At 48.8% G+C, this 18072-nt stretch carries 15 protein-coding genes; 10 read left to right on the top strand and 5 right to left on the bottom strand.

All coding sequences use genetic code 11. The annotated features are described in order from the left end of the window. Window positions 1-763 precede the first annotated feature (763 nt). The 4 genes from EFB08_RS06850 to EFB08_RS06835 all read left to right on the top strand — a co-directional run bounded on the left by EFB08_RS06850 (window position 764) and on the right by EFB08_RS06835 (window position 4480). On the top strand, window positions 764-1681 hold the full coding sequence (locus EFB08_RS06850) for a lytic transglycosylase domain-containing protein (protein WP_123126197.1): 918 nt from the start codon (window positions 764-766) through the stop codon (window positions 1679-1681). 198 nt (window positions 1682-1879) lie between these two features. Next, the gene (locus tag EFB08_RS06845; RefSeq protein ID WP_123126196.1) at window positions 1880-2425 is read left to right on the top strand and encodes an RNA polymerase sigma factor; all 546 of its coding nucleotides are present in this window, start codon (window positions 1880-1882) and stop codon (window positions 2423-2425) included. Further along, window positions 2422-3033 (top strand): cupin domain-containing protein, encoded by a 612-nt coding sequence (locus EFB08_RS06840; protein ID WP_123126195.1) that lies wholly within the window; start codon window positions 2422-2424, stop codon window positions 3031-3033. The genes EFB08_RS06845 and EFB08_RS06840 overlap by 4 nt, the downstream gene beginning before the upstream one ends. Window positions 3034-3106: 73 nt before the next feature. Then, on the top strand, window positions 3107-4480 hold the full coding sequence (locus tag EFB08_RS06835) for an FAD-binding protein (RefSeq protein WP_123126194.1): 1374 nt from the start codon (window positions 3107-3109) through the stop codon (window positions 4478-4480). Window positions 4481-4607: 127 nt separating this feature from the next. Here EFB08_RS06835 and EFB08_RS06830 read toward each other — a convergent pair whose 3' ends face one another. After that, entirely contained in the window at window positions 4608-4799 is a 192-nt protein-coding gene (locus EFB08_RS06830; protein WP_062542011.1) for a cold-shock protein, read from the bottom strand. Window positions 4800-5243: 444 nt separating this feature from the next. Here EFB08_RS06830 and EFB08_RS06825 point away from each other — a divergent pair, with 444 nt between their 5' ends. Both EFB08_RS06825 and EFB08_RS06820 read left to right on the top strand, forming a co-directional pair. Further along, on the top strand, window positions 5244-5417 hold the full coding sequence (locus EFB08_RS06825; protein WP_227006240.1) for a cold-shock protein: 174 nt from the start codon (window positions 5244-5246) through the stop codon (window positions 5415-5417). Window positions 5418-5774: 357 nt separating this feature from the next. Then, window positions 5775-6173, top strand: a complete 399-nt coding sequence (locus tag EFB08_RS06820) for an NUDIX hydrolase (protein ID WP_123126192.1) — start codon at window positions 5775-5777, stop codon at window positions 6171-6173. 283 nt (window positions 6174-6456) lie between these two features. On the opposite strand, the gene EFB08_RS06815 is transcribed toward EFB08_RS06820, so the two are convergent. Further along, the gene (locus EFB08_RS06815; RefSeq protein ID WP_123126191.1) at window positions 6457-7755 is read right to left on the bottom strand and encodes a DEAD/DEAH box helicase; all 1299 of its coding nucleotides are present in this window, start codon (window positions 7753-7755) and stop codon (window positions 6457-6459) included. A 352-nt stretch (window positions 7756-8107) separates the two neighbouring features. Between EFB08_RS06815 and EFB08_RS06810 the strand changes: the two genes are divergently transcribed. The 4 genes from EFB08_RS06810 to EFB08_RS06800 are packed head-to-tail and all read left to right on the top strand — an operon-like array spanning window position 8108 to window position 10645. Beyond that, window positions 8108-8557 (top strand): hypothetical protein, encoded by a 450-nt coding sequence (locus EFB08_RS06810; RefSeq protein ID WP_123126190.1) that lies wholly within the window; start codon window positions 8108-8110, stop codon window positions 8555-8557. 5 nt (window positions 8558-8562) lie between these two features. Then, the gene (locus EFB08_RS06805) at window positions 8563-9648 is read left to right on the top strand and encodes a toxic anion resistance protein (protein ID WP_123126189.1); all 1086 of its coding nucleotides are present in this window, start codon (window positions 8563-8565) and stop codon (window positions 9646-9648) included. A gap of 2 nt (window positions 9649-9650) precedes the next feature. Continuing rightward, on the top strand, window positions 9651-9821 hold the full coding sequence (locus tag EFB08_RS23450; RefSeq protein WP_165864820.1) for a hypothetical protein: 171 nt from the start codon (window positions 9651-9653) through the stop codon (window positions 9819-9821). After that, on the top strand, window positions 9818-10645 hold the full coding sequence (locus EFB08_RS06800) for a hypothetical protein (protein WP_123126188.1): 828 nt from the start codon (window positions 9818-9820) through the stop codon (window positions 10643-10645). Before EFB08_RS23450 ends, EFB08_RS06800 begins: the two co-directional genes overlap by 4 nt. Window positions 10646-10747: 102 nt before the next feature. Here EFB08_RS06800 and EFB08_RS06795 read toward each other — a convergent pair whose 3' ends face one another. The 3 genes from EFB08_RS06795 to EFB08_RS06785 all read right to left on the bottom strand — a co-directional run bounded on the left by EFB08_RS06795 (window position 10748) and on the right by EFB08_RS06785 (window position 17711). Next, on the bottom strand, window positions 10748-11824 hold the full coding sequence (locus EFB08_RS06795; RefSeq protein ID WP_123126187.1) for a COX15/CtaA family protein: 1077 nt from the start codon (window positions 11822-11824) through the stop codon (window positions 10748-10750). Between the two features lie 197 nt (window positions 11825-12021). Then, entirely contained in the window at window positions 12022-16104 is a 4083-nt protein-coding gene (locus EFB08_RS06790) for a chemotaxis protein CheB (protein ID WP_123126186.1), read from the bottom strand. Window positions 16105-16154: 50 nt separating this feature from the next. Then, a complete protein-coding gene (locus EFB08_RS06785; RefSeq protein WP_123126185.1) occupies window positions 16155-17711 on the bottom strand; it encodes a GAF domain-containing protein in 1557 nt (518 codons plus the stop codon). Window positions 17712-18072: the final 361 nt, after the last annotated feature.

Raw genomic sequence — 18072 nt, 5'->3', positions numbered from 1 at the left:
TCCTTGATGCTCAACCTAACCAAAAGAATCAAGAAGAAAAGAAACTCGCTGACGCCCAGACAGTCTTTTCTTCACCTCTTTGTACCACCCCCTGAAGTCCTCTGTTTCATAGTAGACGCAGGCCATTACCACTTGAAGGGTTCTTACGTGCGGCAGGCCGTGCCTCGGCCTCACTGTAGGCCTTCGCCCCAGTCCGCCGCAGGTGGTGTACTGTTCTTTTATTCTATGGTTCAAGTCTGCGACTTGGACCCAAAATGATCTGAAGTTTGCAACTTCAGTGAGGCGATAGCCTCAGCAAAGGTTTTCGGAAAGACCAACAGCGTCCTTAAAGTGAGACCTTCTTACCAGTACCAGAAGGACAATCTGATTTTAGGCTGGTTTTACGGAATTAGGCAAAAACCACTATTTGCTTACCTAAAAATTTTGGCCATTCATTGAGCTTCAGAAATCCCCGCAAATTATAGCCCTTCCCCTAAAAGTGCTTATCCTGTTTAGTGTTGTATGAACAGGGAAATTGATTTAGGATCAAAAAGTTAACTTTATTTTTATGAGTGTTTTCTTAAAACTGGGCTAAAAACAAAAGGGAAGAAAAAATTAAGTAGATACTTGAAGGCAATCCCTATTGTTCTAATTTTTTGGAGCGTATCTTGTACTTAACAACATAGAATGAACGTAAAATAGAGAATTGATGGTTGGTTAATTACATGAAATGAAGCTTAGGAGGGTGATAAATCAACCTGAATAGGCCAAAAAGGAGTTTGTCATGACACATAATATTTGGAAATACCTGGGCGGTTTGGGGCTTATTGCTATTACGTTGAATCTGTGCAGTCAGCAGTCGTTTTCAGGGGAAAGCGCCTCTGGTGGGGGGAGCGTTGAGGCTTTTACCCGCGGAAGTGTCATCAAAGCCCCGGCATTGCCTTCCTCCATGTCATTTGCTGGTGAACCGGTTCCCTTGGAGGTGCCCGATGTAGCCGAGCGGTTAGACCGAGAGCTATTGGTTAATTCCTATTTGCAGGCTACCACCTTGATTGGCCTCAAGCGGATGCAACGCTACCAACCTGAAATTGAGCGCCTGCTCAAAGAAAATGATATTCCCGCTGATTTTGTGTATCTCTCCCTGGCCGAGAGTTTGTTTAGCCAAGTGACTTCACCCGCTGGGGCCTCGGGGTTCTGGCAGCTAATGCCTGATACCGCTCGTGGATACGGGTTGCTGGTGAACTCAGAGGTAGACGAGCGTTTCCATGTGCAGAAATCAACCCTGGCCGCTTGCCGGTACCTGAAGTCAGCCAAGAAGAAGTTCGGGTCCTGGACCAATGCCGCTGCTGCTTATAACCGAGGAGTAGGAGGGATTGATCGTGCCCTGGAGCAACAGAAGGTGGACTCTTATTATGATCTGTACCTGAACGATGAAACCTCCCGGTACATGTTCCGCATTCTGGCGTTAAAAGAAGTGTTGGGCAATCCGCAGAAATATGGCTTTGAACTGCCCAAAGAGCAGGGGTATGAGCCACTGCCCACCCGTGCTTTGACAGTTACTTCTTCTATTCCGGATTTGGCCCAATATGCGGTAGACCAGGGTACCAATTACAAGACATTGCGGCTATATAATCCATGGATCAAAGGATTTAAGCTCACAGTTGCTCCTGGGAAAGAGTTTGTATTGAAGCTCCCCAAATAAGAGTTTTTTGCTGGAGTAAGTATGAAAGTAGGACTGCCAGCCTAGTTCTGAAGTACAGGGTAATAAAAACCAGAATTTAGCTGGCTGCTTTCCGGCCACTTTGGCGAATTTGCTCCAAAAGCGTAGTTGGTGTACCTTAGGGGCGTCTTCTTCTAAACTCAAGGAAAAGCTGGAGGCCTGATCAATTTAAATGACTTTATGGCGGAAAGCAGGTTTGGGGGAGAGGCGGAACAGCGGCTGATTGAGGCCATTCAGGAAGGCAAGCAGGAAGCGTTCGGACTTCTATATGATGCCTTTGCACCCGTGCTAATGGGTCTGATCTCCCGGATGGTACCGGAACCTCACATAGCTGAGGAGGTTCTCAAGGAAACCTTTTTAACCATCTGGTCCCGCATCCACATTTATGATCCTTCAAAGTCCAGGTTTCTGACCTGGGCCCTGGCAATTGGCAGAGGGGTTTCCCTGGAAGCCCTGAAAACCGGTAAATATTGTCGCCAGAATCTTGGTTCAGAGGAAGGGCAGGAGGAGAGTGAAACTATTTCTCAGGTATCACTGCCAAATGAAAATCGGGTGTTTGCTAACCTGGGGCACCTTGAAACCGAAGGAAAAGCCATCATCGACTTAATCTACCTCAAAGGGTACCGGTGCGCACAGGCTGCCGAAGCCTTAGGAATATCAGAAGAACAACTTAAAAGCCGGTTAGTTTTGGCTTTCAAACATTTAGGAGCAGAGAAAACAGCATGAACCCCATCAATGACTTTATAGAATCCGGGATTTTAGAGCTGTTCGTCATGGGGGTTACCTCGCCTGAGGAAACGCAGGAGGTTGAACTAATGGCCGCTGCTCATCCAGAAATCCGCGAAGAGATTGAAACCATCCGGCATAGCATTGAAGCCTATGCCATAGCCCATGCCGTGGAACCCAGTGTCACATTGAAGCCGCTGGTATTGGCAACCATAGATTACATGGAAAGGATGAAGAACGGAGAGCCCGTGACCTCCCCGCCTACCCTTACCCCAGATTCTAAAGTGGAAGACTTTGCTGATTGGTTAAACCGTGAGGACTTGAAGGTTCCTTCACAGGAAGAGGAAATTTATGTGAAAATCATCGGGTACTCACCCAGTGCTACTACCGCCATTGTCTGGCTCCAGGATAAAGCCGGGGAGGAGGTTCACCATGATGAGCATGAGCGATTCCTGATTGTGGAGGGCACCTGCACTATTTCAGTGGAAGACACCCCCCACTACTTAACTCCCGGTGATTTTTTCTCCATTCCGCTCCATAAAACCCATAGCATAAAAGTTACCTCAGAAATTCCTTGCAAAGTGATCTTGCAACGTTTGGCTGCCTAAGGATTTTGGTAAATAAGTATGTGGGGGCTATCCTAAGTAAAAGGCCAAACGTCTACTGACGAAAGAAAACAACATGCGGAAAATTACTTTCTTAAAAGCAGCCCTGGTGCTATCAGGCGGAGCCTTACTTCTTCGGTCCATTACCCGCAAGTTTAAAGCTTCTGCTTCTACTAAGCCCCATACTCGTTTGAAAAACTGGGCAGGTAACCTTACCTACAGCACAGATAAAGTACATTACCCATCTACCTTGCAGGAAGTACAGGGCATTGTAAGAGGCTGTTCTAAGCTTCGGGCCTTGGGCTCTCGTCATTCTTTCAACTACATTGCCGACAACCGCGAAAACCTGGTCTCGCTCCAGAACATGGATGCCCTGATTTCTCTTGACAAAGCCGCCCAAACAGTTACAGTAGAAAGTGGCATGCGCTATGGCGAACTGGCTCCCTTCCTGGATGCAAATGGATATGCCTTGCCAAACCTGGCTTCCCTGCCTCACATTACCGTCGTAGGAGCTTGTACTACCGCTACCCATGGCTCTGGAATTCAGAATGGAAACTTGGCAACTTCCGTCGTTGCCATTGAGTTTGTGAATGCCTCGGGTGAGTTGGTAACTATGTCCCGGCAGGAGGATGGGGAGCTTTTCAACGGGGCAGTTGTCGCCCTTGGAGGGCTGGGTATTGTGACAAAGATTACTCTTGACCTGGTACCCTCCTTTAAAATGACCCAATTTGTGTACCGTAATTTACCCATGGGGGCGCTTAAAGACCATTTTGTGGAGATTATATCAAAAGGGTACAGCGTGAGTCTGTTCACCCATTGGGAAAACCAGAACATCAACCAGGTTTGGATAAAGTGCAAAGCCGAGAAGGGAGTGTTATCCTATATTGAACCTGAATTGTTCGGAGCCAAGGTGGCTACCCAGAAGTTGCACCCAATTGAGAGTCAATCCCCCGAGAACACCACCGACCAGTTAGGAGAAATAGGTGAGTGGTATGAGCGTTTGCCGCACTTTAAGATGGGCTTCAAACCTAGCGCCGGGGCGGAATTGCAGAGTGAATACTTCGTAGCCATTGAGCATGCCTATGATGCCATCATGGCAATAGAGTCATTGCACGAGAAGATTTCGCCTCATCTCTTTGTGTCAGAAATCAGAACTATCAAAGCAGATGAGTTGTGGCTGAGTCCGCAGTTCAAGCAAACCACCGTAGCCTTTCACTTCACCTGGAAACAGGATGAGGAAGTGGTCTTGCAACTGCTTCCATTAATAGAAGAGAAACTAGCCCCCTTTAATGCCCGTCCACATTGGGGAAAGCTGTTTACCATGGAGCCCAAAGTGTTGCAGGTGCAATATGAAAGAATGGAGGATTTCAGGCAATTACTACTTCAGCATGACCCGGAAGGAAAGTTCAGGAATGAATTCATGGAGAAGTATGTATTCGGAAACTCCTGACCTGGACCTTACTTAGTGTTTTTGCCCTTTTTCTGAAAACAGGGCAAGAACGCCTTCCCAAGCGGCCATAAAAAAAGCCTCTCCCAAACGGAGAGGCTTTTCTGTATTATATCTTTATAACTAAAGACTAAGCGCGTTTAACGTTGATGGCGTTTAGTCCTTTTCTTCCTTCCTGAAGATCATAGACTACCTCGTCGTTTTCTCTGATTTCATCTACCAAGCCAGAAACGTGTACGAAGTACTCCTGATTTGAATTGTTGTCTTTAATAAAACCGAACCCTTTAGAGTCGTTGAAGAATTTTACTGTTCCTTGATTCATATTGTTGAAATTATACATCTGATACCCTCAAAGTTAGACATAAGTTCAAAATATCCTAGAAAAAGTAAAATTAAATTTTAAAAACGTTCAATTTTGAGCTGAAAGGGAATAGGTCTAGAGCTACAATTTGTGTACCTTTGTATCGGAAAGCAATCATTATCTCCTCTCTTGCGCTATCGTTCTAAACGATGGTTATAAGTTTTCTGATAATCCTGGAAAGACTAGTCAAAAGTTTTTCCTGCCTATTTCTCTACTATTTCCGTATTGTGCCTCAAGGTTCAGGAAGAATTTCTTTTCGGAACTGTTGAATCGGCTGCTTTCTCGTATAAAGAGTAGGCAAAAGGATAGAGAATGCAGCAGAAAGCCTTTCAAACCTATGGAGCCTAGCTCCCGGTAACTTGTTTAATATAATCGTTTACTATGGCAAGATCACAGAACAGCTTCATGAAGAAGCAATTAGAACAGAAAAAACTGAAGAAGAAAAAAGACAAGGAAGAACGCAAGCAGGAACGCCAGGAAAACTCCAACGGCGGTAAGTTAGAGGACATGATCATGTACGTAGACGAGAATGGTAATTTCTCCTCTACTCCTCCTGAAAAGAAGAAAGAGAAGGAATAATCCTCTACCACTTCCCCGCACACGCCTCCTTTTCATCCAACCCTTTGTATCTCGGCAAAGGGTGAATGAGGCTTGTGCTCGTTTCCTGAAACCTTCAGAGGAGTTTAACATTCTGCGGGGGTGTCAGATAAGCGGGAGCCATCCTGCTTTAAATTCCTTCAAAGCCAGACCTAGTTCTGGTTGGAAGAATTCCAGCCATCCTTCGTTTAAGGCGTGGTTTTATGAAATCAGCCTTGAAACAGAAATCAAAAGCAGCTCTTTTTAAGGGGACTTCCAGGTGAAATATTCTCACTTTTAGATTTAAAAAACAGGAGGATTGAGTATATTCATCCATACGCTTTACGTAACCGAAAAAACATGGAAACGATTGATAAGCTAGCCTGGATTGAAATCAAAGATGGCCATATCCTGAGTTCCCGAAGCAAGGGACGAACTAAATACTACATTCCGGGTGGAAAGCGCGAACCCTCCGAAAACGACTTTACCGCTCTTTCCCGCGAGATCAAAGAAGAACTCACCGTGGACTTGGTAGAGGAAACCGTCAACTATTTCGGGACCTTCCAGGCCCAAGCCGATAACCATGCCGAAGGCGTAGAGGTGAAAATGACCTGTTACACGGGAGCCTACAAAGGAACCATCCAGCCGGCCAGTGAGATAGAAGAAGTGGTTTGGCTAAGCTACGCTGATAGAGAAAAGGTTTCGCCGGTAGACCAGATCATTTTCGACTGGCTGAAGGAAGAAGAACTGCTCCACTAATTGTCAGCGGCCTTTGTTTCTCCAACCTGTTTATAACCTGTTTTCCAGAAAGCAGGCCTAAAGGAACCAAATACCCACAAGGTTTCGAATATCGATTTTATAAAATCCTCTGAAACTCAGGTAAAGGATATTCCTTTAGTTGGAATTATCTCTTATCTGAGCTTCGTTTTTAGATTGGATCTGTCCATCCTGAAGAGCTAAGATAGCTTTTGCCATTCACCTTAAGTCAAACATCCTAATCTAACAAGGAAATGACTGAGAATGCGCTCAGGGACTTTACCATTTACATCGCTTTCTCTACTTTCACTTTCTTACCTTTCAGTTTCTCTTGCTGCAAAAGTTTTACGGCTTTATCTAGTTTGGTTTTAACCACGGCGGCGTAGGCTGCTTTGTCCAGCAACTCAATTCGGCCCAGGTCAGGCTTCTCCAGGCCGCCTTTTTGCAGCATCCAACCCACAATATCCACCTTGTTTACCTTGTCCTTTTTGCCGGCACTGATGTAGATCGTCTCCCAGGGAGAGGGCGGGGGCAGGGTGGCTTTGGCAGGAAGTTTCTCCAAAGGCGGAATTCTGGTCAGGTACGCGGGTTTTTCATCGGGTTGGAGGAGCAGGTAGCTGGTGCCTTTGGCGTTCATGCGGGCAGTACGGCCGTTCCGGTGGGTGAAATTATCCTGGTCGGGAACCTGGAAATGGATGACAAACTCCACCTCGAGGATGTCCAGACCGCGGGCGGCCAGATCGGTGCTCACCAAGGTACGGAAGGTACCGTTCCGGAACTTCATCAAGGTACGTTCCCGGTCAGGTTGCTCCAGACCGCCGTGGAAGGTGCCGTGGGGCAAGTTTTTGCTGCGCAGGAATTCACTTACCGCTTCTACGGTCTCGCGTTGATTACAGAACACCATGCTGGAAGCCGTACCTACCAGGCAAAGCACCTCCAAAAGTGCCTGCATCTTGTTCCCTTTCTGCACCTCTACCGTTTTTACCTGTAAATCTGGCGTGTTACTGGCTTCCTGCAGGAAATTGACAGTGATAGGATTCCGGAGCTTGGTAAAAGAGGGAACGTTGGCCATGGACGTGGCCGATACCAGCAGCCGTTTGTCTACTTTGGGTAACTGCCCAATGATGTAGGCCATGTCTTCCTGAAAACCATACTCCAGCGATTTGTCAAATTCATCCAGCACCAGCGTCTGAATAGAGGAAGTAGCGAAGTTCTCCTCCCGCAGGTGATAGGCAATCCGGCCCGGGGTCCCGATTAGGAGGGCCGGCGGGTTGGCAAGGCTGCGTTTCTCGGGGTTGGTAGCGTGCCCCCCGTAGAGGGAATCCACTTTGAAGCCGGTGGCCATGCTCCTGAATACCTGCTCAATCTGCTGGGCCAGTTCCCGGGACGGGGCCAGAATCAATGCCTGAACTTCTTGCACCTCGGGAGAAAGGCGAGGCAAAACTGACAAAAGGTACCCCAATGTTTTCCCGGAGCCGGTAGGTGACAGCAGCACGACATCACCTTTCTGGGCGGCGGCTAGGGTTTGTTCCTGCATTTGATTTAACTGGTCAATCTTCAGGGTATCCAGGATTCTTTGGAGCATTTGGTGTTTCTTTAGGGAGCAAAGGTAGCTATTATTCCGTCAGGCTTTCCGGGGCCGAAAACGCGAGGTACGTTTGTAGGGTGTATCTTACGTTTGCCGCGGAATTTTGGGACTGTTTTCTGTAATGCAGGACCAAAACAGGATGACTAATAATTACCGGAAAATAGTAATATTTGATTCCGATCATCGACCAATAGAGGGAAACCAATGGATTAAGAGAAAGCCTAACCAGGAGGCAAGTGGCAAAAGAGAGAGAAGAAGAACCCCTTAGGCCGGAGAACCATGACAATTAGGAGTGAGCCTGCGTATAGAATCTTATAATTAGTGCGTTTTTAGCTAAACAGATAAAATTATGGCATTCACAATCGCATTCATATTGATACTAGGCGGATTCTTAGGCTACATTTACGGAAGCCGCATCAGGCCAAACCAGAAACTACAGAAAACCATCCAAGACCTTCAGGAGAAGTGCAGGGCGGTACTGGAAGACGAGCACAAAGGCGTTTACAAGACCATTGTGACGGATAAACAGAAGTCGTCTGAGTTAGTGGTAGAGGTGAAGGAACTGGCCGTGACCCAGGGCGGACAAGTAAAAGTACAGTACCTGAGCGCCTTCTATAAGAACCCGGAGTTCAGGACCCGCAAAGGCCCGGAGTTGTTGCAGGAAGTGCACGGCCTGTTAGGGGAATACCTGCCCAAAAATGAGATTGAGTGGTACGAAGTCAACGGCCGCCACCAAAAGATAAAAGAGTTTGTCGTTGAGTTAGATTCAGTTCAGAACCCCCACACCGCAAGAAGCTAAACACCATGGAAAACAAGGAAATTGCCCTGTCAGAAAACAAAGAGCTGATCCAGCAGAGAGCCCTGGAAATCTCCAAGACCATAGATCCTACCAAGCCGGAAAGCCTCAGTTCCTTTGGCGTGGAAACGCAGCGTAAGCTGGGCTATTATTCCAACGAGCTATTGACCAAGGTGAAAGCCAAAGACTCTGGTGATGCCGGTGCCGCCATCAATGAGCTGCTGACCCAGATCAACATGATCAAGGTAGACGAGACCGAGAAACCCGGTTTCTTCTCCCGCCTGCCGTTTGTGGGCAAGATCAAAGACAAGACCAAGCAGCTGGCCAGCCAGTACAACTCGGTGTCTGAGAACGTTGACGATGTGGTGGTGAAGCTGGAGAAAACCCGCCAGAGCGTCCTGAAAGATTCTACCGGTCTGGAGGTCATGTTCAAACAAGTGGTGGAGTACATCCATGAGGTGCGTTCCCTGATTGCCGCCGGAAGGCTGAAGATTGAGGAAATAGAAAACCAGCTCATTCCCCAACTGCAGTCTGAGGTAGAAAGCAGCGGTCAAGATGAACTGGTGGTGCAGCGTTTAGCTGATATGGTGGCGTTTAAAGACCGTTTAGAGAAAAAGGTGCATGATTTCACCTTGTCGCATACCATTGCTACTCAGTCCATGCCGCAGATCCGGATGATCCAGACCACCAATGACGTATTGGCCCAGAAAATCCAGAACTCCATTGTAACCGTGATTCCGGTATGGCGCCAGCAGGTAGCCATTGCGTTGGGATTGGAGAAACAACGCAAGGCCCTGGAGATCCAGAAGAAAGTGACTGATACCACCAATGAGATGCTCCTGAAGAACTCGCAGCTGCTCAAAACCAACGTGGTCACCGCGGCGCAGGAAAACGAACGCGGCATTGTGGACGTGGACACCCTCAAGAAAGTAAATAAAGACATGGTAGAGACCCTTGATGCCGTGATCAAAATCTCAGAGGAGGGCAGCCGCAAACGGGCCGAGGCCGTAAAAGAGCTCGCCTTGGTACAGGAAGAGCTCAACAGCAAAATCCTGGGTACCTTAGGGAAATCAAAACGAATTGAGATTGAATAAGAATGGCCGATGATTCCAACACAGCGCTAAACGGGATCCTGACGCAGGAGCAGGATTCCCTTTTAGACCTGTATTTAAACAACCTGGACAATTTCTTCGAGAATCAGAAAAACGCCGAAAAAATACAGGTTGAGATTGAAACCCTGCACCTTAAAAAGATATTGACTGAATGATGGATTTCATGCGCTCCCTTTTCGGGAGGAAGGAGGCAGGCCGCAGGGCCGTGATAGGGGCGGGCGAAGATTTGGGCTTACAGGAAATTGGCTACATCAAGGAATCTAACCGCCGGCTTACCCTTCTACAGGAACTGAGCACCCGTTACAAGGGTACGCCCCAGGCTAGCAAGATGAAAGCCGTCTACGAGAAAACCAAGAACATCCACACGTACCTGGTCTCCCGGAAAAAGGTGCAGGAACTGGAGGTTTTCCATCTCAAGAACACAGACCATTTCCTCACCACCTTTACCGCCATTTGGGAGGTACACCAAAAGCATGCCCTGCTCACCCGAGGAGCTACTGAAGCCGCAAACACGGTGGAAGTCTCGGTGCAGAAAAGCAAAGCCGAGAAACTGAAGCGCCTGGAACAGATGGCTAATCTCCCGGATCTGGTGCGCCCGGTTTCCACCTCGGTGCAGTTTTACCAAGCCGGAGGTGCGAAAGCCGCCGTGCCCCGCCTTTACCTACCCGAGATTTCCATCAACACCGTGGAAAAGATCACTTACTACACCGAAGGGAAAAAGGAGGAACTGGTGCCCCGGGAAATCGGGTTTACCTCTTCCAAAGACCAGAAAGAAGCATTCCAGTCGCACCTCGTCACCCGCTTGGGCCTGCAGGATGTTTCGTATGTAGGAAACGCTCTCCTTACTATCCCCAACAACAACGGCATCACACCCACCGGCGTGGTCCCCGTCATTCACTGGGAAGGCTTCCTGTACGCCATCAACCTAAACGATTACCGCCTCTTCCCAGTCAGGATTTACCGGAACGGCACCAAATAGGGTAATAAATATAGAGCCAAGACATGCCTTGTCTCCACGTATATCCGTAAATGGAAAGGGCAACCACTAAGGGTTGCCCTTTCCATTTACCAAGATTGCTACTTATCCAATAACATTTGCTTTCTCCTGAAGGTGCACCCTAGGAACCAGGTTTCTATATGCAATCTGCAGTTGGTGTACCACCAACACGGCACAGGAGAACAGAATTACTGCCACGACCTGGTGCAAAACACCCAATACCACCGGAACCTGCAAAACCAAGGTAGCAATCCCTAAGCCCACCTGCAGGAGCCCAAGAAGAAGAAGGGCTTGGATGAGTTGCTTTGTTCCGGGGGAAAGATCCGCGTGACGGCTTTTGTGCCAAAATCTGAAAAGGAGCCCTAAAACGAGGATTGCTACCCACCGGTGGGCAAATTGCATGAAAGAACCGTTTTCCATGAAGTTCCGCCAGGTAAGAATCTCGTGGAACACAGATGGGTACAGTTCTCCGTTCATCAGGGGAAAGGTGTTGTAATAGAACCCGGCTTTTAGACCGGCCACGAAAGCGCCCAGGACAATCTGGAGAAACAAAAAGGCGAGCAGCATTTTGGAAAAACGGAACAAGCCTGTGTCGGGAGGATGATTCTTTGCTACACTTAGTCTCAGGTCTGCCACCGTCCAGAGGATGGTGCTGATCAGGACCAGGGCAAGGCAGAGGTGGGCGGCCAACCGGTAATGGCTCACGTGCGGATTGTCTACCAGACCGCTCCTCACCATGAACCAACCCATGGCTCCCTGCATCATGCCCAAAAGCAAAATAAACAGGAGTCTTTTCAGAAGCCAACCAGAAAGCTGCCGGCGGATCTGGAAGAAGAGAAACGGGATAATAAATACTAAACCAATGAGCCGGCCCAACAAGCGGTGCAGGTATTCCCACCAGAAAATCTGTTTGAAATCAGTCAGCGTCATGTTGAAGTTCACTTTCTGAAACTCCGGGAATTGCTGGTATTTGTTGAACGCAATTTGCCAGGCTGCTTCTGATAGGGGCGGCAGGGTGCCGGATATTACGTTCCATTCTACAATGGAAAGCCCCGAGCCGGTTAACCGAGTGATACCGCCAATCACCACCATGGTTAGGATAAGGAAGGCTCCGGAAAGTAACCAAATAATAAGGGCTTTGATGGGAGGGGTAGTGTTCATGCGTTTAAGGAATAACGCAAAGCTCCTTACTTCACCCTAAAGGGAAGTTGATGGATTTCTATTCCAAAACTGATGTTCATCAGTTTCTAATTGCAAAGGAATGTAGGAGAGGGGTTAAATAGAGAATCCTGGTTTAAGGCCTGTTTTCACAAAACAAGCCTTAAACCAGGATTCTTATGCCCAGGGTAGTAAAGCAGTTACTTTCTGAAATACACTTTAAAGGTGGTGCCTTCGCCTACCTGGCTTTCTACTTCTATTTTTCCGCCGGCGTTGTTCATGATCTTTTTCACCATGTAAAGGCCAATACCTGAGCCGTCTACGTGGTCATGGAACCGCTGGAACATAGAAAACAGATTCTCCAGTTGGTCAGGGCTCAGGCCCAGGCCATTGTCCTGGACGGTTAGCACAACGAAGCGGTCTTTTTGCTCGCAACTTATGGACACCACGGGTTCACGATCGGGTGACCGGTATTTTATGGCATTAGAGACCAAATTGTAGACAATGCTGCGCAGGTTTTTTTCAGAGAAGGAGAGAACAGGACACTTGCTTACATCTACGTTCAGCTGGGCATTTTCTGCTTTGATCATGGGTTCCAGATCAAGGGTCACATCCTCCACCAGGCTGGCCAGGTGAATGGAGCTGACATCGGTGCTGTGGTCGTTCTGGAGTTTGGTGATCTCAGTGAGGTTACCAATGGTCTTTTTGAAACGCTCAATGGCTCCCTGCATCATGTCCATGATTTGCTGGACATCCGCCAGGTCTGACTTCTCAGAGGGTAACTCTACCTGCAATTCGCGCAACAGGGCCTCAATGTTGTGGATGGGGGCCTTTAGGTCGTGGGAGGCGGTGTACACGAAATTGTCCAGGTCATCAATCACGCGCAACAGGTGGGCGTTGGTGTCCTGCAGCTTCAGTTGGGTGTCTTTCAGGTCTGAGATGTCAATGAAAGAGCCTAGCACGCGGTGCGGCACCTGGTACTCGTTGTGCAGGATGTACGCCCGGTTGTAGATGGATGCGTAAGAACCGTCGGCCCGGATGAGCTTGAATTCCTCTACCCATTGATCCTGGCCGGTGTTGATGGCTTCGTTGACTCCCTTGATCACCCGTTGCTTGTCATCTGGGTGGATTTTGTTGAACCAGGCGTCAATACCTTTGCCCATCTCCTCGGGGTCATACCCCAGGATGGTTTTCATGGTGTCGCTCCACCAGAGTTCATTGGAAATTAGGTTCCAGTCCCAGACCACGTCGTTAGTGGCCCTGGACACCAGCTTGAAGCGTTCCTGGCTTTCGGAGAGCTCCTGGGTTCGGTTTGCCACGCGTACTTCTAATTGGCCATTGAGCTTGATCAGGTCTTCCTCGGCCCGTTTGATGTCTTCGTAGGCCAGCAGAATCTTTTCCTCGCTTTCCCGTTTTTCGGTGACATCGGCCATGGTGAGGGTGAGACCATCGCCCATTTTAGCGGCCGCAATCTCATACCAGCCTCGGCGTCCGTTCAGTTCCAGGTTCTGTTCAATGTGCAGGGGTTGGCCGGTTTCTATGATCTGCACAAACTTCTTGAACAATCCCGTCTTTTTCAGGAATGTGATCTCAGTCTGAACGCTTTTATTCAGAAGTTCTGCCTGGGATTTACCAATGAGTTGCTCGGCTTGGTTGTTTAGTAGACTCCAGTTAAAATCCACCACTTCCTGCTCCTGGTTGCGCACCGCCTGAAACGCCATGATGTTGTTCAGCGAACTGTTGAGAACGCCTTGCACCACGTTGCTCAGGGCTTTAAGGGTAGTCACGTCCACGAAGCTGAGCACCACGCCGTCTTTGTTTCCGTCGTGCTTCAGGTAAGGGATGATGCGCATCAAGAAGCATCTTCCATTGGTGGTCTCCACTTCCTGCTCTATCTCAGTAGAGGTGTTGTTCACCTTTTTGATGTCCTCCATCCAGCGGGAGTACTTCAGGTTATGGGATAAGTGGTGAATGGGCCGACCCAGGTCAATGTCGATGATGTTGATGAACTGCATGACAGGAGCTGTGAACTTCCGGATAACCAGGTGATGGTCCAGGAACAGCTGGCCTATGTTGGAGCTACGCATGTAGTTGTCCAGGTCTTCGTTCAGTTCCTGCAGTTCCTTTATCTTGAGCTGGTGTTCTGAGTTTACGGTGTGCAGTTCCTCGTTGAGCGACTGCATCTCTTCGTTGGAGCTTTGCAGTTCCTCGTTGGAAGACATGAGCTCTTCGTTGGTTGACTGCAGCTCTTCGTTGGAAGTGCTCAGGTCCTGTACGGTCAGGTGCAGGCTTTCGCGGGCTTCTTTCAATTCTGCCTCTAAAACGGAAAGCTGGTGGAAGTACTCGGTGTCTTCCTCCGATACCAGGGAAGGCTGCAGGTGCTTGAGCGCCGGACTTGCCTTTCCTACCTCCTGCATGAGCACCAGCAACACCTTGGGCATGTCTGGCTCCCCCGAAATGGGTTTCACCGTAAGATTCACCAGCTGGCTTTTGTTTCCCTGCTTCACCACTACCTGCCGCGAGACAATTTTGGTGTTCTTCAATACCTTCCGGATGTCTACGCTAAGGGTAACGCCCAATTCTTTAGACACCATTTTCAGCAGGTTCATCTGCAGGCGTTTTTCGGGTAGTTTCAGGAAACGGTTGAAATCCCCTATGCCATGCAGCAACTGGTAATTATCGTCAATGAAGAGGCCCGCCATTTTGAGGTCCTCGGCCACCGCATCCAGGAACAGTTCATTGTAGCGTAAGGACTGGGTGTTGCGGTAAGTAGACGGAACATCTTCTGAGTTCGCCCGGGTGTGGTGGCTCACGCCGTACGAGTGCTGAAGGTCTTTGCTTTCCCGTACCTTCTGGAAGAACTTCCACTTTCGGTTTTTTTCAGAGAAATAATTCTTCAGGTCCCCGATGTGCTCACTAGGTCCCAGAAACAGGTACCCGTTCATCTTCAAAGCATAGGGGAACACCGCCATCACCTTTTTCTGAAGGTCTGGGTTAAGATAGATGAGCATATTCCGGCAGGTAATCAGGTCTATGCGGCTGAACGGGGGGTCTTTCTGCAGGTCGTGCTGCGCGAAAACCACCAGCTTCCGGAGGTCTTCCTTTACGGTGTACCGGTTGTTTTTAAAGTGGAAGAATTCCTGCAGGCGCTTCTCATTTACATCTTTGGCGATGGAATTTGGGAACACCCCTTTGGAGGCCTGCCGGATGGCGCGTTGGTCTACATCGGTGGCGAACAGCTTGACCAGCGGTTCACGGCCCATTTTCTGAAAACACTCCTGAAACAGCATGGCAATGGAGTACACCTCTTCCCCGGTGCTGCAGGCAGTCACCCATACTTTAATGGTTTCCCCTTGGGGCGTGTTCTGGATGATCTGCGGAATGACTTCCTCTTCCAGATACTCAAAGGCCTCGGGGTCTCGGAAAAACCGGGTCACTCCGATGAGGAATTCCTGGCAAAGCTGTTTTATCTCGGCAGGGTTCTCGTGAATGTAAGTCAGGTAATCGGCTAGGGTGATCACCTTCAGCAGGTCCATCCGCTTTTTAATGCGGCGGTAAATGGTGCCTTGCTTGTAGCTCTTGAAATTGGTTTGGGTATGGGTGCAGATGAGGTCCAGGATTTCTTCCAGCACCTCATCGTCTTCAATGGTATTGTTCTTTTCAATCAAGGTTTGCACTAGAGGAATCTGACGGGTAAACTCCAGAATTTCGTGGGGCATCCGCTCTGGGGGAAAAACAAAATCTACCGCGCCGGTTTCAATGGCACTGCGGGGCATGCCGTCAAACTTGGCCGAGGCGGGGTCTTGTACCATGACCATGCCGCCCGCTGCCTTGATCATTTTCACGCCTTTGGTGCCGTCTGTTCCGGTGCCAGACAACACAATGCCTATGGCGTATTTGCCCCGGTCTTTAGCCAACGAATCAAAAAACACATCAATGGCGAAGTTTGGCTCACGGGTTCTGATCTGGTCTACCAGCCGCAAGCGGCCTCTTTTCACCGTTAGCTGTTTGCCACTGGGCAGCACGTAGATGCAGTTGGGGCGGGTAACCATGTCATTCTCGGCTTCCTGTACCCGCATTTGGGTGTGCTTGGACAGCAACTCTGCCATGAGACTTTTGTGGTCTGGCGAAAGGTGCTGGATGATGACAAACGAAAAGCTGGAGTTATTGGGGAAATGGTCAAACAGTTTATGGATAGCCTCCAACCCTCCCGCCGATGCTCCAATCCCTATGAGGTAATGGTCTGTCTTAGGAAGGGTATTTGACTGTTTTAAACTTACCATAGGCAATCACATTAATTCTGTCTAAAGATAAAAACGAGGAAAGGCGTACCTCAATGCCTTTCCTTGATGATTTTTTCCAGGACAGCACTTCGTAATGACTCTGCCGCTTCAACTTCCTCTGGCAACCACGGAAGAGAGGTCTGTTTCACCGTCTCCTGGTAGGTGGCAAAGGAATTGCGCGGATGGTAAGTCTTACCATCTGGTTCCATCTGAATGGCTTGGTTTGGATCGCCTCCCCAACTAATCGTCTGCAGCACCTCGGGCCGGAACCCTAAAATATATTCCCCCTGCTCTGCATTGATGGGCAAAACAATAAGGCCACTCGCTAGCTCTTGGTAATCCCGGGCCCGCACGTACTGGTGGGGCAGAGTGGTGGTGGCAAAGAGTTTGTCGGTTCCGTTCCGACGGAGCCAGTAAAGGAGCTCCTTCAGTTCTTGGTTTGAAGGAACCTGGCCACTGGTCCAGATGCCGCCTTCAAACAACACGGCCGCCCCCGAAAGGTTTAAAAGTTGTTGCAGGTGAGTGGCTCCGGAAAGAAGTCCGTCCGGAAGGCTGGGATTGGTATACAATTGCTCCACCAACTGCGCATGGATGCCCCGTAAATGCGCGCGCCGTTCAATGGTTTCCTCTCTTTCCTTACCGGCCAACTGCCCCGAAATGATGCCGGATAATAACTCCAGCGCTGATCTTAGTTCGTAGCTAGGGTTCTTTTCGGTTTTATGGTGAAAGGAAATAAGTCCCCAGAGCTTGTTGTCAATGATAAGCGGCACCGACATTGACGCCATCACCTTCAGGTTCACCAGGTACTCCAGGTGCACGGGAGCCACACTTCTCAGGTTACAGTCAGATAGATCTGTGAACCGAAGTGTGAGCGGATTGATCAAAGGCATCAACTTCACCGGGGTGTACGACCGGGTAGGAATCAAACGGTACGGATTGCTGAAATACAGGTCGCGCGATTGCTTGGGGACATCGGAGGCCGGGAACCGAAGGTCCATGAAATCATCCATGTCCTCTTCTTTGGCTTGGCCAATCACAATCCCGTTCCACTGCGGATCGAACTGATAAGCCAGCACCCGGTCAAAACCCGTCAGTTTCTTGATCTCCTCTACGCTTATCTGCGCGATTTCTGAGATGCTGCCTGCCTGCTTTAAGAGCGAAGTAATATAATTGATCTGCTGGTACAATTCCAGGAAGGAGTTCTTAGAGGAGGTTTCCTGGTTGTTCTCTAGTTCTACGAGTACGTAGCCTTCTTTGGGGTGCACCAAAGCTGTAAAAATAACCTCCTGGCCATGCACTAAGAACGTGACACTAAACGGGATTTTGGCGGAGCTATTCTGGCCCTGCATTTTCGCCCGGATATCTTCGAATTGGTGTTCGGGTAAAAAGCGGGAAACGGGTTCATTTAAAATCTCTGCCGCAGGAATACCTAACAGTTGCCCTACGTTCTCACTCACCTGAACTATCCGCAAGTCATTTGGATCAAGGACGAGCAATACGCCATGGGGCTGAATCAGGTTGACCAAGTGTAACGGAATACTGCCGCAGAACTCTGAGTCATAATTTTTTTCAATGGTGGTACTGATGGTCGCTTGCTTGTTTTCCATAGTGGAGCTTCGTCTTTGGCTATCATTAAGTAAAGGGGGACAGCAAAAGACTATTCCTCGCTGTTTAAATAATATTGCCAGACCTACGGAATAAAGGTGCAAATGGACGGACCGGCCAGGTAAAAACCCGCCCTAAATGTACGACAGAATACAGAACATTAAAAAAGAATGAAGGACCAAGAAACCCGAAACAGGCTAATGGATTGTTTTGAAAAGGAGTCGTTTTAGGGCTTGTTTTTGAATCTTACTGCTAAAACAAAGAAGCCAACCAGAGGAATCAAGAGTAACGTACGGGCTGTGTGGCTTCAGCCATAAGGAAGGATTATATGAAGAAACATAAATGAAAATACTTGCAACTTAG

It is taken from the genome of Rufibacter latericius, from assembly GCF_003721515.1.
GTDB lineage: Bacteria > Bacteroidota > Bacteroidia > Cytophagales > Hymenobacteraceae > Nibribacter > Nibribacter latericius.
Note: the sequence above shows the minus strand (reverse complement) of the source record. Positions and strands in the feature narration are given on the sequence as shown.

What these genes read in the sequence shown, in the direction of transcription:
- EFB08_RS06785 (WP_123126185.1), bottom strand. Translation starts at nt 17,711, where the DNA reads ATGGAAAACAAGCAAGCGACCATCAGTACCACCATTGAAAAAAATTAT.
- EFB08_RS06795 (WP_123126187.1), bottom strand. Translation starts at nt 11,824, where the DNA reads ATGAACACTACCCCTCCCATCAAAGCCCTTATTATTTGGTTACTTTCC.
- EFB08_RS23450 (WP_165864820.1), top strand. Translation starts at nt 9,651, where the DNA reads ATGGCCGATGATTCCAACACAGCGCTAAACGGGATCCTGACGCAGGAG.
- EFB08_RS06815 (WP_123126191.1), bottom strand. Translation starts at nt 7,755, where the DNA reads ATGCTCCAAAGAATCCTGGATACCCTGAAGATTGACCAGTTAAATCAA.
- EFB08_RS06790 (WP_123126186.1), bottom strand. Translation starts at nt 16,104, where the DNA reads ATGGTAAGTTTAAAACAGTCAAATACCCTTCCTAAGACAGACCATTAC.
- EFB08_RS06805 (WP_123126189.1), top strand. Translation starts at nt 8,563, where the DNA reads ATGGAAAACAAGGAAATTGCCCTGTCAGAAAACAAAGAGCTGATCCAG.
- EFB08_RS06845 (WP_123126196.1), top strand. Translation starts at nt 1,880, where the DNA reads ATGGCGGAAAGCAGGTTTGGGGGAGAGGCGGAACAGCGGCTGATTGAG.
- EFB08_RS06825 (WP_227006240.1), top strand. Translation starts at nt 5,244, where the DNA reads ATGAAGAAGCAATTAGAACAGAAAAAACTGAAGAAGAAAAAAGACAAG.
- EFB08_RS06830 (WP_062542011.1), bottom strand. Translation starts at nt 4,799, where the DNA reads ATGAATCAAGGAACAGTAAAATTCTTCAACGACTCTAAAGGGTTCGGT.
- EFB08_RS06810 (WP_123126190.1), top strand. Translation starts at nt 8,108, where the DNA reads ATGGCATTCACAATCGCATTCATATTGATACTAGGCGGATTCTTAGGC.
- EFB08_RS06800 (WP_123126188.1), top strand. Translation starts at nt 9,818, where the DNA reads ATGATGGATTTCATGCGCTCCCTTTTCGGGAGGAAGGAGGCAGGCCGC.
- EFB08_RS06850 (WP_123126197.1), top strand. Translation starts at nt 764, where the DNA reads ATGACACATAATATTTGGAAATACCTGGGCGGTTTGGGGCTTATTGCT.
- EFB08_RS06835 (WP_123126194.1), top strand. Translation starts at nt 3,107, where the DNA reads ATGCGGAAAATTACTTTCTTAAAAGCAGCCCTGGTGCTATCAGGCGGA.
- EFB08_RS06840 (WP_123126195.1), top strand. Translation starts at nt 2,422, where the DNA reads ATGAACCCCATCAATGACTTTATAGAATCCGGGATTTTAGAGCTGTTC.
- EFB08_RS06820 (WP_123126192.1), top strand. Translation starts at nt 5,775, where the DNA reads ATGGAAACGATTGATAAGCTAGCCTGGATTGAAATCAAAGATGGCCAT.